General features: G+C 69.4%; 14 protein-coding genes and 1 pseudogene. 7 read left to right on the top strand and 8 right to left on the bottom strand.

Going from position 1 to position 13826, the window contains the following annotated elements:
* Positions 1-13 precede the first annotated feature (13 nt).
* Entirely contained in the window at positions 14-1879 is a 1866-nt protein-coding gene (locus M6G65_RS16920; RefSeq protein ID WP_250102590.1) for an ABC-F family ATP-binding cassette domain-containing protein, read from the bottom strand.
* On the opposite strand from M6G65_RS16920, the gene M6G65_RS16915 reads away from it, so the two are divergent.
* Together M6G65_RS16915 and M6G65_RS16910 are read left to right on the top strand one after the other, a co-directional pair.
* On the top strand, positions 1866-2018 hold the full coding sequence (locus M6G65_RS16915) for a hypothetical protein (protein ID WP_238194988.1): 153 nt from the start codon (positions 1866-1868) through the stop codon (positions 2016-2018). The genes M6G65_RS16920 and M6G65_RS16915 overlap by 14 nt on opposite strands.
* A gap of 186 nt (positions 2019-2204) precedes the next feature.
* Entirely contained in the window at positions 2205-3266 is a 1062-nt protein-coding gene (locus M6G65_RS16910) for an HD-GYP domain-containing protein (protein WP_250102589.1), read from the top strand.
* Positions 3267-3290: 24 nt separating this feature from the next.
* Here M6G65_RS16910 and M6G65_RS16905 read toward each other — a convergent pair whose 3' ends face one another.
* Entirely contained in the window at positions 3291-4205 is a 915-nt protein-coding gene (locus tag M6G65_RS16905) for a UDP-3-O-acyl N-acetylglycosamine deacetylase (protein WP_238194986.1), read from the bottom strand.
* 244 nt (positions 4206-4449) lie between these two features.
* On the opposite strand from M6G65_RS16905, the gene M6G65_RS16900 reads away from it, so the two are divergent.
* The 4 genes from M6G65_RS16900 to M6G65_RS16880 all read left to right on the top strand — a co-directional run bounded on the left by M6G65_RS16900 (position 4450) and on the right by M6G65_RS16880 (position 7957).
* Positions 4450-5136, top strand: coding sequence for a Crp/Fnr family transcriptional regulator (locus M6G65_RS16900; protein WP_250102588.1), 687 nt, complete (start codon positions 4450-4452; stop codon positions 5134-5136).
* A 4-nt stretch (positions 5137-5140) separates the two neighbouring features.
* Positions 5141-6202 (top strand): ABC transporter ATP-binding protein, encoded by a 1062-nt coding sequence (locus M6G65_RS33760; protein WP_347710450.1) that lies wholly within the window; start codon positions 5141-5143, stop codon positions 6200-6202.
* A 67-nt stretch (positions 6203-6269) separates the two neighbouring features.
* Positions 6270-7187, top strand: coding sequence for an ABC transporter permease (locus M6G65_RS16885; protein ID WP_238194985.1), 918 nt, complete (start codon positions 6270-6272; stop codon positions 7185-7187).
* Positions 7184-7957 carry an ABC transporter permease gene (locus M6G65_RS16880; RefSeq protein WP_250102587.1) on the top strand — a complete coding sequence of 258 codons (774 nt, stop codon included), beginning with the start codon at positions 7184-7186 and terminating at the stop codon, positions 7955-7957. The genes M6G65_RS16885 and M6G65_RS16880 overlap by 4 nt, the downstream gene beginning before the upstream one ends.
* Positions 7958-8150: 193 nt before the next feature.
* Here M6G65_RS16880 and M6G65_RS16875 read toward each other — a convergent pair whose 3' ends face one another.
* Positions 8151-9617 (bottom strand): sodium:solute symporter family protein, encoded by a 1467-nt coding sequence (locus M6G65_RS16875; protein ID WP_250102586.1) that lies wholly within the window; start codon positions 9615-9617, stop codon positions 8151-8153.
* Positions 9617-9817, bottom strand: a complete 201-nt coding sequence (locus M6G65_RS16870) for a DUF3311 domain-containing protein (protein ID WP_238194982.1) — start codon at positions 9815-9817, stop codon at positions 9617-9619. The genes M6G65_RS16875 and M6G65_RS16870 overlap by 1 nt, the downstream gene beginning before the upstream one ends.
* Before the next feature lie 194 nt (positions 9818-10011).
* On the opposite strand from M6G65_RS16870, the gene M6G65_RS16865 reads away from it, so the two are divergent.
* Positions 10012-10257, top strand: coding sequence for a hypothetical protein (locus M6G65_RS16865; RefSeq protein WP_238194981.1), 246 nt, complete (start codon positions 10012-10014; stop codon positions 10255-10257).
* A 28-nt stretch (positions 10258-10285) separates the two neighbouring features.
* On the opposite strand, the gene ureG is transcribed toward M6G65_RS16865, so the two are convergent.
* The 4 genes and pseudogenes from ureG to ureC form a co-directional block, all read right to left on the bottom strand.
* Positions 10286-10903, bottom strand: a complete 618-nt coding sequence (gene ureG / locus M6G65_RS16860) for an urease accessory protein UreG (RefSeq protein WP_250102585.1) — start codon at positions 10901-10903, stop codon at positions 10286-10288.
* Between the two features lie 9 nt (positions 10904-10912).
* Complete coding sequence (locus M6G65_RS16855) at positions 10913-11602, bottom strand: urease accessory protein UreF (RefSeq protein WP_238194979.1); 690 nt, start codon at positions 11600-11602, stop codon at positions 10913-10915.
* Complete coding sequence (locus M6G65_RS16850; RefSeq protein WP_250102584.1) at positions 11589-12086, bottom strand: urease accessory protein UreE; 498 nt, start codon at positions 12084-12086, stop codon at positions 11589-11591. Before M6G65_RS16850 ends, M6G65_RS16855 begins: the two co-directional genes overlap by 14 nt.
* Positions 12087-12099: 13 nt before the next feature.
* Positions 12100-13826, bottom strand: a pseudogene (gene ureC / locus M6G65_RS16845) (urease subunit alpha).

Genomic DNA, 13826 nt, shown 5'->3' with positions numbered 1-13826 from the left:
CGAACGCTGCGGTTCAGGCCGCCTCGATCTCGGCGCTGACCGTCAGCCATTCCTCCTCGGCGGCGGCCAGCGCGCCCGCGGCGTCCGACCGCATCTTGGCGATTTCACCGGCCTTGGTGGCGTTCTCCCGGAAGGCGGAGCCATCCTCCAGCGCGGCGTCGATCTTCTGGATCGCGGCGGTGAGCTTGGCCATGCGCGCCTCGATCGCCTCCAGGCGCTTGCGCAGGGGCGCCAGGGCGGCGCGGCGCTCGACACCGGCGCGGCGCGCCTCGGCCTTCTGGCCGCCGGCCGGTTCGGGATCGCGCTCCGCCTCCCGCTCCGGCCCCGACAGGACGAACCGACGGTAATCGTCCATGTCGCCGTCGAAGGTCTTCACCGTGCCATCCGCGACCAGCCACAGCCGGTCGGCGCAGGCCTCGACCAGGAAGCGGTCGTGGGAGACGAGAATGACAGCGCCCTCGTAGTCGTTGATCGCCTCGGCGAGGGCCTGACGGCTCTCGATGTCGAGGTGGTTGGTCGGCTCGCCGAGGATGAGCAGATGGGGTCCGTGGAACGCCGCGAGCCCCATGAGCAGGCGCGCCTTCTCGCCGCCCGAGAGCTTCTCCACCGGCGTATCGGATTTGTTGGCGCCGAAGCCGAGGCGCGCCGTCGCGGCGCGGACCTTGGCTTCCGGCACGTCCGGCATGAGCGTCCGGACATGCGCGTAGGCACTCTCGGCCGGTCGCAGCTCGCCGAGCTGGTGCTGGGCGAAGTAGGCGACCTCCATCTTGGACGAGCGCTTCACCTCGCCGACAAGCGGCCCGAGCCGGCCGCCGATCAGCTTGCAGAAGGTCGACTTGCCGTTGCCGTTGGCACCGAGCAGCGCCACCCGGTCGTCCGGGGCGAGGCTGAGATCGAGGCCCGTGAGCACGATGCGGTCGCCGTAGCCGGCCTTGACGCGCTCCATGGCTACGATCGGCGGCGAGAGCGGCTTCTCGGGACTCGGCAGGTGGATCACCGGCACGTCGTCCTCGAGCAGGGCCGCGATCGGCTCCATCTTGGCGAGGCGCTTCACGCGCGACTGGGCCTGCCGGGCCTTGGTGGCCTTTGCCTTGAACCGGTCGATGAAGCTCTGGAGATGCGCCCGCTCGGCATCCTGCTTGGCCTTGGCCTTGGCCTGGAGGACCCGCTTCTCGGACAGCTGTTTGGCAAAGCTCGTGTAGCCGCCGCGGTAGATCGCCAGCTTTCCCCGGTCGAGATGCAGGATGTGATCGACGCTGGTGTCGAGCAGGTCGCGGTCGTGGCTGATGATGATCGCGGTGCGCGGATAGCGCTCCAGGTAATCGTACAGCCAGAGGGTGCCCTCGATGTCGAGGTAGTTGGTCGGCTCATCGAGCAGCAGCAGGTCCGGCTCCGAGAACAGGACCGCGGCCAGGGCCACCCGCATGCGCCAGCCGCCGGAGAAGTCCGAGCAGGGCCGCGCCTGGGCGGCCGCGTCGAACCCCAGCCCGTGCAGGATCGCGGCGGCGCGCGCCGGCGCCGAATGCGCGCCGATATCCACCAAGCGGGTTTCGATCTCGGCCCGCCGCAACCCGTCGGCGTGCTCGGCCTCGGCCATGAGCCGGGCGCGCTCCGTGTCGGCGGCGAGCACGACGGTGTGCAGGGTCTCCGGGCCGGCGGGCGCCTCCTGTGCGACGGCGCCGATCCGCATGCCTTTGGGCAGCGAGATGGATTTCGCGTCCACCGGCAGATCGCCCAGGATGGCCTTGAACAGCGTCGTCTTGCCGGCGCCGTTGCGCCCCACGAGGCCGACTCGGGCGCCCTCCGGGATCGTGAAGGTCGCGGCGTCGAGAATCAGGCGGTCGCCGATGCGATAGGAGAGGTCATTGACGCGCAGCATGGCGGCCTTCTGGCCGCCCGGACGCGGCGAGGCAAGCGCTGCTTACGCGGCGCGCCGACGCTTCGCGAGCCGCAAGCATTCGTTCATCGTCGCGACTGCGCACGGCACCGGAAAAGCCGATGATCTGCTGCAATCTTAACGGAATCGCATCGATCCGGAAGCAAATGTTCGCCAGCGCATCAGTGATCGGGCGGAACTGGTTGTTCCGTTCGTCCGATTGCAGACATAAGCCTCAGTTCATCGCATCGCGATGCGCCGTGCGCTGGCAGGCCGTGAGGTGCGGAACTCTTACGCTCGGATCTGAGCGTATGGCGGGAGCGAAGTCTTGGGACGGACACTGATCCTGACCGACGATCTGGCCCGCGCCGAGCGTCTCGCGCGCAATCTCGGCGCGGATGGAGACGTCGCGCTCCATGATCTGTACGGCAGAGCTTCGCCTCCCGCGGGTGCGGCCCTGGTCATTAGCGACGTGAGCGCGCTGACGTCGGAATCGGTGCGGCGCCTGCGCGAAGCGCTCGCGACCGTGCGCGGTCCGGCGACACCCTTTCTGGCTCTCGTCCACGGCAATCTTGGCCGCGGCGAGATTCAGGCGACCGCCCTCGGCGCGACGCGGGTCCTGCCGGCCTCTGTGGCGGCCGCGATGCTGATGAACGCGGTTGCGACCATGACCGGCGGCCGAATCGCCGCGCCGGCGGGCACGTTGCGAGCGCAGGCCGGCGAAGCCCGGGACGCGTTCGCCCTCATGTTCCGCGCCGATTGCGCGCCGGCGCCCGCCATTGTCGAAACCGGCGCCGCCCTGGTGAATCGGGCGGTCCGCGAGGCGAAGATCCGCGACTGGCTCAGGGTCGCCGAGAGCTTCGACGACGTGACCCATCGGCACTGCCTGAGCGTGGCCGGCCTCGCCGCCGCCTTCGCGGGGACGCTCGGCCTCAAGGACTCGGATTCGCGCCATCTGGTGAAGGGTGCGCTGCTGCACGATATCGGCAAGGCCAAGATTCCGCTGGCGATCCTGAACAAGCCGGCGCCGCTGACGCCTGACGAGCGCCTGGAGATGGACCGCCATCCGGCGCTCGGCCACGACATGCTCCGGGGTGAGACTTACGATCCGCTGATCCTGTCGGTCGTCCGCTCGCACCACGAATTTCTCGACGGCTCGGGCTACCCGGATGGACTCCGCGGTCGGGACATCCCCGATCTGGTGCGGCTGATCACGATCTGCGACATCTTCGCGGCGCTCATCGAGGCGCGCCCCTACAAGGCGCCGAAATCCGTGCACGAGGCTTACGCGATCCTGGAGCGCATGGGCCCGAAACTCGACGCCGACCTCGTGCGCGCCTTCGGCCCTGTTGCTGTCGCCTGCGAAACGCCCGTTCGCGCCACGGCCTGACTGCACGCCGATCGTTTTAGGCGGTCAGGCCAGGACCCAGGCCGTGGTGTCGCGCATCAAGGCCGCAACCAGGGCGTGATTCAGCTCATGTCCGGTATGGAGCGCGGTGATCCGTCCCTCGATCGGGTGGCCCGCCAGGGCCAGATCGCCGACAAGGTCGAGAATGCGATGCCGGACCGGCTCCCCGGGCAAGCGCATCCCGCCGAGCACCCGCCCGCGCACCAGCAGCGCCGCCGACCGCGGCGACACGCCCTGCAGGAAGTCGTTCTGCATCATGTAGCCATAGGCCCGCCCGGCCATGGCCCGGACGTACCGGCCGAAGCTGCGCGCGGGCGCGATCTCGCGCTCGAAGGAATCCGGCGTGATGGCACCTGACCAGTCGATCGATCCGAAATGCGCGAGCGCGATGTGGCCGGTCACGTGAAGACCGGCACCGGGCCGGATCTCCAAACGCCTTTGGCCATGTTCAACCGCCACGGCCCGCTGAACCCGGATCACCCGGCACGGTTGGCCCTGTTCGCTCCGTCGCGCGGCGCGGATCGCTTCACACCAGGGTGTGGCGCTGCCGTCGAAGATCGGCAACTCGTCCGCATCGATTTCGGCGATGACGTTATCGATGCGCAGCGCGCTCAGCGCAGCCATCAGATGCTCGATCGTCCGGACCAGGACGCCGTCGCGCCGGATCGCCGAGGAGAGCGGCTGCGACTCGCGGAAATGCCATTGCGCCGGCACGTCGACGGCACGCCCATCCTTCAGGCGGCGACGGAACACGATGCCGTGGTCGGCCGGCGCCGGGCTGACGCGCACGGTCGCGTGCCGACCGGAATGCAGGCTGCGTCCGGAGCGCTCGAACGGAACGGCCAGCGTGGCCTGGAGGCGCGGCGCCGTCGTGCCGACCGGGTCGCGGTCCAGGTGCTCACATGTGACGTCTTGGTGCATCGAATCCGCCCGCGGCAGCGGGTCAGGAATTTAGCCCTGCGACCTGATCCACGCTAATAAACTCCTGTTCAGCGGCGCGCGGCTTGACCGGCCTGCGCGCGACGGTCACGATCACGATTGCCCAATCGATCGAGCATCGTCGTTGCGATGCTGGCGTCGCTGTGCGGGCTGTTCCCGTCCCCAGATCTGCTGGCCAGCACCCGTCAGGGCAGGGACGGAGGCCGGAGTTGAGGGAACACGATCGATGGCGCGGTTGGGGACGATACCCTTCTTCAAGGATCCGGGCATCGAGCTCAGCACCTACGAGGCCCGCTGCCATTGGCGGCGCTTCGACGAGAACGAGGTTCTCGCCGACTTCGACGACATCTCCACCGACGTCTATTTCATCGCCACCGGCGAAGTCCGCATCCTGAACCGGACCCAGTCCGGCAAGGAGGTGATCCTCGGCGAGATGCGCGGCGGCGCGTTCTTCGGCGAGCTGGCGGCGATCGACGGGATCGGCCGCTCGGCCAACGTCACGGCGCTGACCCGCGGCGAGGTCTGCGTCGTGCCGGCCGCGGTGTTCCGGCAGATGGTCTTCGCCTCGGAAGCGATCGCGGACCGGCTGTTCCGGCTGCTGGCGAAGCGCGTGCGCGAGCTGAACACCCGGCTGATGGAGCACGCGCTGCTCGACCTGAAGCACCGCCTCTACGCCGAATTGCTGCGCCTCTCGGTCCCGCGCACCGGCGCCTCCGGCGAGCGGGTCGTCTCGCCGCCGCCCTATCACCATGTCCTCGCCGCCCGGATCGGCTGCCGCCGCGAGCAGGTCACCCGTGAGTTCACCGCGATGGCCGCGGAAGGGCTGGTCGATCGCACCCGCGGCGCGCTGGTCCTGCGCCGGCCGGACCTCCTCGAAGCGCGCGTCGCCGAGGCGCTGCGCGAGGATTCCTGATCTCTTGTCGGGTGCGCCGGCGCCGCGCCTGCGGCTTCAGGATGTGAGCAAGCGCTTCGGCGGCCACCGCGCCGTCGACGCGGTGACGCTCGACCTCGAGCCCGGGGAGTTCTTCTGCCTGCTGGGCCCGTCTGGCTGCGGGAAGAGCACCCTCCTGCGCATGATCGCAGGCTTCGAGGCGCCGACGGCCGGTCGCATCTGCCTCGGCGAGCAGGATCTCACCGGGCTGCCGCCGCATCGTCGCCCCGTGAACATGATGTTCCAGTCCTACGCGCTCTTCCCGCACATGAGCGTGGCGGCCAATATCGGTTACGGTCTGAAGGGTCTGGGCCGGGACGCAGCCACGACGCGGGTGGCGGATCTGCTGCGCCTCGTCCGCCTCGACGGCTTCGGCGGCCGCCGTCCCGACACCCTCTCGGGCGGCCAGCGGCAGCGCGTCGCCCTGGCCCGCGCGCTCGCCCGCGAGCCCAAGGTGCTGCTCCTCGACGAGCCCCTCGGCGCCCTGGATCGCGGCTTGCGTGAAGAGACCCAGGGCGAGTTGCGGTCCGTGCAAAGACGCCTGGGCACCGCCTTCGTGGTCGTGACCCATGATCCCGAGGAGGCGATGATGCTGGCCGACCGGATCGGCGTCATGGAGGCGGGCCGGCTCGTCCAGGTCGGGCCGCCGGCGGAACTCTATCGCCGGCCGGCCAGCCGCTTCGTGGCAGGATTGCTCGGCGACGTGAACCTCATCGCCGGCACGCTCGGCCCCGAGGGGCCCGACGGCGTCCGCGCAGTCAAGACGGCCTACGGCACGGTGCATGGGACCGTCGGAGCGCCGCTTGCGGACGACGCCGCGGTGGTGGTCGCCGTCCGGCCGGAGGACATCGTTCTCGGAGGTCTGGAGGGGCTGCCGGTCGTGGTCGCGGACGCGACCTTTCTGGGTGACCGTCTGCGCCGGACGCTGCGTATGCCGGACGGCACGACCCTGCGGTCCAGCGGGCGACCCGGGGACGCTGTTCCTCCGATCGGTTCCGACACACGCGCCGGCTTCGCGGCCGGCGCTGCAGTGATCCTGCCCGCATGAGCGCGTCTTTGTTCAGGCGCGAGAGGTCCCGCGCATCCCGGTCGTCCGCATCCGGCGCGCAGCCGTCATGAGCGGCAGACCCCGCACCGTATTCGACCGGATCGTCCGCCTGCCGCCCCTCGTCTGGCTGTCGGCGTTCTTTCTCCTGCCGTTCGCGATCACGCTGAAGATCAGCCTGTCCGAGCCGGCCACCGCGATCCCGCCCTACCTGCCGCTGCTCGACTGGCGGGCCGGCCTCGAAGGCTGGTCGATCTTCCTCGAAGGACTCAACCTCGACAATTACGCGACGCTCTATCTTGACCCACTCTACCGCGACGCCGCCATCGGGTCGCTGAGCTACGCGGGCCTCGGCAGCCTGATCCTCGTGGCGCTCGGCACCCCACTGGCCTACGCCCTCGCGCGGGCTCCGTCGCGCTGGCAGCCGCTCCTCGTCGCCCTGGTGGTGGTGCCGTTCTGGACGAGCTTCCTGATCCGCATCTACGCCTGGATCGCGATCCTCAAGCCGGAGGGCCTGCTCAATCTCGTCCTCCTCCGGCTGGGCCTGATCGCCGGGCCGCTGACGATCCTCAACACGGACGCGGCGGTGATCATCGGCCTCGTCTACGCCTACCTGCCGTTCATGGTGCTGCCGCTCTACGCGGTGATGAACCGCCTCGATCCCACCCTGCGCGAGGCCGCCGCGGATCTCGGCGCGTCGCCGACGCGGGTGTTCTGGAGCGTGACCCTGCCGCTCAGCCTGCCCGGCATCGCGGCCGGCGCCGGCCTGTGCTTCATCCCGATGGTCGGCGAGTTCGTGATCCCGGACCTGCTCGGCGGGTCCGAGACCCTGATGCTCGGCCGGGTGCTGTGGAGCGAGTTCTTCTCGAACCGCGACTGGCCGCTCGCCTCGGCGGTCGCCGTCCTGATCCTGGCCATCGTCATCGGACCGGTCATCCTGTTCCGCGACAGCCTGCGCGCGGGCGAAGGCGAGGACGCGGGGGCATGACCTGGGTCACGCGCACCGCCCTCGTGGCCGGGCTCTGCTTCCTCTACGCCCCGATCCTGGTGCTGATCGCCTACTCGTTCAACGCGTCGCCCCTCGTGACGGTGTGGGGCGGCTTGTCCGGCCGCTGGTACGGCGCGCTGTTCTCCGACGCGCCCCTGCTTGCCGCGGCCTGGGTCTCGTTGAAGGTCGCGATCCTCTCGAGCCTCGTCGCGACGATCCTCGGCACGCTCGCAGCGCTGGTTCTGGAGCGGCACGGCCGATTCCATGGGCGCGCCCTGTTCACGGGCCTCGTCTTCGGGCCGATCGTGATGCCCGAGGTGATGATCGGCCTGTCGCTGCTGCTGATGTTCATCGGCATCGGCCTGGATCGCGGCATCCTGACGATCGTCATCGCGCACGCCACCTTCTGCACCGGCTTCGTGGCCGTGCTCGTGGCGGCGCGGCTGCGCGGCCTCGACCGGTCCCTCGAGGAGGCGGCCGCCGACCTCGGCGCGACGCCGATCCGCGTGCTGACGACCGTGACCCTGCCGTTGCTGGCACCGGCGATTGCGGCCGGTGCGCTCCTCGCGTTCACCCTGTCCCTCGACGACCTCGTTATCGCGAGCTTCGTCTCGGGCCCGGGCTCGGCGACGCTGCCGATGCGGCTCTACAGCGAGGTCCGCCTCGGCGTGAATCCCGAGATCAACGCCGCCTCGACGCTGCTGGTCGGACTCGTGAGTGCAGCCGTGCTTCTGGCCTCCTGGCTGACCGCCCGACGCGGACAAGCCTGACATCCGCGCAAGCGGGGCGAAGCCCTTCCGAGCGACGAGGGCGGCCAGAACCGAGGGTTCCCCGCGGGTGCCGTCTTTGCGAGCGGAGCGAAGCAATCCAGGGTCGCGCCGCGGTCATTGAGGAGGCGCGATGCTTCGAGTCACTGGGCTGCGCGCGTGATGACGGCGAGGGATGCGTCAGCCCGAAGACGTCTCACTCCGCCGCCCGCGCCTGGGCCGTCGAACTGGCGCGGGTCGCCTGCGCCACCGCTGCGGTCACCAGCAGGTTCACCCCCAGCGCCACGATGCCGACATTCACGTCCTGAAGCGGACCCAGGAAGGGCAGACTCGCGAGGCTGAATCCGCTGAGGACGGTGACCGCCACGGTCGCGACGCCGGCGATGATCCCGGCCATGGCCGCGCGCCGATCCAGCGGATTGCGCCGCATCAGGCTCGTGATGAAGCAGGGGAACAGCTGGGTTACGAAGTTGTAGCCCATCAGCAGCAGCTGAACGATCGTGTCGCCGCCGCTGAGCGTGAAGCCGACGCAGATCAGCGCCAGCACCGGCACGAGGATCTTGCAGAGCCGCGCTGTCGCGGCATCGTCCATGGTCGGCCGCAGTGGCCGGACGAGGTTGTTGGCGATCAGGGTCACGCCGGCGATCAGGATCATCGAGCCGGGCACGAGGGCGGTGAGCACGCCGGTGGCGCCGATCACCCCGATGAACCAGGGCGGAAAGCTCTGGAGCGAGAGCTTGAACAGAGACAGGTCGACGTCCGGCCCGGTCAGGCCGGGCACCTGCAGCACGGCGGTGAAGCCGATCATGAACACGAACAGGTTGATCAGCTGATAGATCGGCAGGATCACGGCGTTGCGCCGGAAGGCGGCGGGCTCGCGCGCCGTGTAGAGCGACGCGAAGGTGTGCGGCCACATGTAGCCGCCCAGCGCCGTGAGCAGGACCGTGCTCGAGAACCAGGTCGGGCTCTGGCCCTTCGCCGGCAACGCCAGGAAGCCGGGCTTGGCGGCTTCGATCGCTCCGAACAGGCCCTCGTAGCCGCCGTAATAATGGATGGGCAGGTAGATCCCGAGGAAGATCACCAGGGCGAGGATGCTCGTGTCCTTGATGACCGCCGTCCAGGCCGAACCGTGGACGCCTGAGACGACCACGTAGGCCGTCAGGGCCGCGGCGCCGATCCAGACCGCGCTCGTCGCCGAGGAGAGCGCCCCATAGGAGGCGGTCGAGACGATGATGCCCAGGCCTTTGAACTGGAGAACCAGGTAGGGAACGAGGGCGACGATCCCCACCAGCGCCACCAGGATGCCGAGGGCCCGGCTGCCGTATTTGCGCGCGAAGAAATCCGGCTGCGTGTAGAGGCCGTGCTGCTTCGCGTAGCGCCAGACCGGCGGCAGCATCCAGTACGACGTGATGTAGGCGAGCGTCAGGTAGCAGAGGATGTAGTAGGCCGGGCCGCCCTTGCCGTAGGCGATGCCGGACCCGCCCAGGAACGTGAAGGTGGTGTAGATCTCGCCCGCCATCAGCAGGAAGACCAGCGCGGTGCCGAAGCCACGGCCGCCGACCGTCCACTGTTCCAAGCCCATCTCCCGGCCGAGGCGGGCATAGAGCCCGAGGCCGATCGCCAGGACGAAGCCGGCCGCGACGATGATCAGCGCGATGCTCATCACCGATCCTCCGGGGCGCGGTTCTCAGGGTCGGTGACATAGATCAGGGCCATGATGGCCGAGGTCCCGAGCACGCAGAACACCAGCCACGCCAGGAGCAGCGGTAGCCCGAGAACGAAGGGCTCGACCCGGTTCAGGAAGAAGGGGCCGACCAGCACGCCGATAAAGGGCAGCGCCGCGAGCCACCGCAGATTTCGCATGCGCGATACCGATCAGAGGTGTCCGATACCGCGGGTTGAATCAGTCACAGCCGGCTGTCAATCGAGCCGGGGCGTCCGGCGGCCGCGACCCGCGCCGGCCCGCGCTGTGCGCTGGCGCACGCGGCTCAGCTTGAGGCGAACATAATCTCGAGAGGACGCCGAACCACGCGGCGGCTCCATCAGGGACCCTCGCCATGACACGTACTTTATCCATCCTGGCGGCGGCCGCGCTGCTGGCCCTGCCGGCGGCGCAAGCCGAGGCGCGCGCGACACGGGCGCCGGCCAAGACTCAGCTTGCCAAGATCCAGAACAATCCCGCGATCAAAGCGCGTCAAAACGCCATGAACGATTTCAGCGCCCGCATGAGCCGTCTGGACGCGCTGATGGGCGTGCCCACGACGACTTCGGTGCGCTCCCGGTCAGCCGAGGCCGGCCGCTAGCGCTACGTCGCGGTCTCGGTTCTCCGCGTCAGCGGCCGAGACCGCCCGCCTCTTCGACGAAGCGCGCCACGTCGTCCGCTCCGGCACCGCCCCGCAGCGACGCGAAGACGTAGGGACGCGTGCCGCGCATCCGTCGCGTATCGGCCTCCATGACCGACAGGTCCGCGCCGACCAGCGGCGCCAGATCGGTCTTGTTGACGATCAGCAGGTCAGAGCGGGTGATGCCCGGACCGCCCTTGCGCGGGATCTTCTCGCCTCCGGCGACGTCGATTACGTAGAGCGTGATGTCGGCGAGTTCCGGCGAGAAGGTCGCCGCGAGATTGTCGCCGCCGGATTCGATCAGCACCAGATCGAGCTTCGGGAAGCGCCGGCTCATCTCGGCGACGGCCGCGAGGTTAATCGAGGCGTCCTCGCGAATCGCGGTGTGGGGACAGCCGCCGGTCTCGACACCGAGGATGCGCTCCTCCGGCAGGGCGCCGGCCACGGTGAGGATGCGCGCATCCTCCTTCGTGTAGATGTCGTTGGTGATCGCGCAGATCTCGTAGCGGTCTCGGAAGCGCTTGCAGAGCTGCTCCATCAGGGCGGTCTTGCCGGACCCGACGGGTCCACCGATCCCGACGCGAAGAGGGCCGTTCGGCGAGGTCATGCTGCGCACTCAGGATCGAAAGATGCGGGAATACTGGGTCTCGTGCCGGAAGGAGCCGAGATCGAGCCGGAAGGTGGCGGCGCCAAGGGCGTCGAGATCCGCGTCCCGGGCCTCATCTGCGAGGGCCACGACACGCGGGGTCAGGGCGGCGATGACCCGGGTCCCGGCCGCCTGACCGACGGGCGCCGCCCGCAGGGCCGCCGACACGAGGTTCTGCACGAAGGCCAGGCCGTAGGCGGCAAGCACCGGCGGGAGCGCCATGTCGTGGGTGCCGGCCGCTGCCCCGACGGCAACCGCGTAGGCGATCGGTCCCGGCAGATGTTGCGCCAGGGCTGCCAATTCCGGATCGGGCCATGCGCCGAGCGTCGCGTCGAGGAAGCTCCGCCCTTGCTGACTGGTCTCGAGATGCAACTCGCGGGACGGGGCCAGGGCGAGGGCGAGGTCGTTGAGGTCGACCACCGCCTGCACCGCGCCGCGCTGCGCGGCCCGGTGGGTCTGGGCCGCGAGGATAAGGTCGTTGCGCAGGGCACCGCGCTCGCACACGTCGCCGAGCCACGCCAACAATGTCGCCTCATCGCGGACGTCCCCCGCCTCGACGGCCCATTCCAGGCCGTGCGAGTACGCGTAGGCACCGACCGGATAGCCCGGCGACAGCCACGCCATCAGGCGGAGCGCGTCGAGGGTCTCAGTTGCCGGCATGGTGGTGATGGTGATGGCCGCCCTGCGGGTGGTCGTGGCCGTGTGCGTGGCCGCCGGAATAGGCGCCGCCCTCCGGCCGGAACGGGCGCTCCACCGCCTCGGCGCTGCCGCCGAGGCCCCGGACCATCTCGGCGAGGACGTGGTCGAACGCGATCCAGACGGCATCCGCGCCGATCTCGGCCGGGATGTGCCGGTTGCCGATGTGCCAGATGAGGCGCTTCAGCGCGTGGTCGCTCGGCGCCCGGATCTCGAGCAGGCGCTCGGGTGCCGCCTCGATCCACACGAGCCGGCCATCCTCGAGGATGAGGGCGTCGCCATCGTCCAGGACGGTCGATTCCGGAAGATCGAGGAGGAAGCCGAGGCCGCCGAGGCCCCGCATGGCCACGCGGCGCCGATGCCGGTCGCCGTGATCGAGAACGACGCGGTCGGCGATCTCACCGCCGGTCAGGGTGTCTCGGCGAAGGACGCGGGTGGCGCGGATCATCGGATGCGCGTCCTCAGAACAGGAAGTAGCGCTGCGCCATCGGCAGCACCTCGGCCGGCTCGCAGACCAGGAGCTCGCCGTCGGCGCGGACATCGTAGGTCTCGGGATCGACCTCGATGACCGGGGTCGCGTCGTTCAGCACCATGCTCTTCTTCGAGATGCCGCCGCGGACGTTCTCGACCGCGACGAGCTCCTTCTGCACGCCGAGCCGCTCGCGCAGGCCATCCTCGACGGCAGCTTTTGACACGAAGGTGAGGGCCGTGGCGAACGGCACGCGGCCGTAGGCGCCGAACATGGGCCGGTAATGCACCGGCTGCGGCGTCGGGATCGAAGCGGTCGGGTCGCCCATCGGCGCGGCCGCGATGCTGCCGCCCTTGAGCACGAGATCCGGCTTCACGCCGAAGAAGGCCGGCGTCCACAGCACGAGATCGGCGAGCTTGCCGGGCTCCACCGAGCCGATATGCCGGGAAATGCCGTGCGCGATCGCCGGATTGATCGTGTACTTTGCAACGTAGCGGCGGGCCCGCAGGTTGTCGGTGCCGGAGGTATCGCCCGGCAGCGCGCCGCGCTGGCGCTTCATCTTGTCGGCGGTCTGCCAGGTGCGGATCACGACCTCGCCGACCCGGCCCATGGCCTGGCTGTCGGACGACATCATCGAGAGCGCGCCGATATCGTGCAGGATGTCCTCGGCGGCGATCGTCTCGCGCCGGATCCGGCTCTCCGCGAAGGCGAGGTCTTCCGGGATCGACGGGTCGAGGTGATGGCAGACCATGAGCATGTCGAGATGCTCGTCGATCGTGTTGCGCGTGTAGGGCCGCGTCGGATTCGTGGAAGACGGCAGCACGTTCGGCAGCCCGGCCACCTTGATGATGTCGGGCGCGTGCCCGCCGCCGGCGCCCTCGGTGTGGAAGGCGTGAATGGTCCGGCCCTTGAACGCCGCGATAGTGTCCTCGACGAAGCCCGACTCGTTGAGCGTGTCGGTGTGGATCATGACCTGGATGTCGTGGGCATCGGCCACCGACAGGCAGGTGTCGATCGCGGCCGGCGTCGTGCCCCAATCCTCGTGCAGCTTCAGCGCGCAGGCGCCGGCCCGGACCATCTCGGCGAGGCTGTCCGGTTGGGACGCGTTGCCCTTGCCGGCGAAGGCGAGGTTCATCGGGAAGGAATCGGCCGCCTCGATCATCCGGGCGATGTGCCAGGGTCCGGGCGTGCAGGTGGTGGCGAAGGTTCCGTGCGCGGGCCCGGTGCCGCCGCCGAGCATCGTGGTCACGCCCGAGCACAGCGCCTCCTCGATCTGCTGCGGGCAGATGAAGTGGATGTGGCTGTCGAAGCCCCCGGCGGTCAGGATCTTGCCCTCGCCGGCGATGACCTCGGTGCCCGGCCCGACCACGATGTCGACTCCGGGCTGCACGTCCGGGTTGCCGGCCTTGCCGAGCCTGAAGATCCGGCCGCGGACGATTCCGACATCGCATTTCACGATGCCCCAATGATCGAGCACGACGGCATTGGTGATGACCGTGTCGACCGCGCCGCCGGCATTCGTCGCCGGCTCTGGCCCATGCCGTCGCGGATGACCTTGCCGCCGCCGAACTTCACCTCCTCGCCGTAGGTGGTGAAGTCGCGCTCGATCGTGATCTCCAGGCTGGTGTCGGCGAGGCGGACGCGGTCGCCGACGGTGGGTCCGAACATGTCGGCGTAGGCGGCGCGCGGCAGGCTCGCGGGCTTCGGCGTGTTGGCCAT

Source organism: Methylobacterium tardum (assembly GCF_023546765.1).
Classification (GTDB): domain Bacteria; phylum Pseudomonadota; class Alphaproteobacteria; order Rhizobiales; family Beijerinckiaceae; genus Methylobacterium; species Methylobacterium tardum.
The sequence above is the reverse complement of the archived record's forward strand: the minus strand, read 5'-3'. Positions and strand labels throughout refer to the sequence as shown.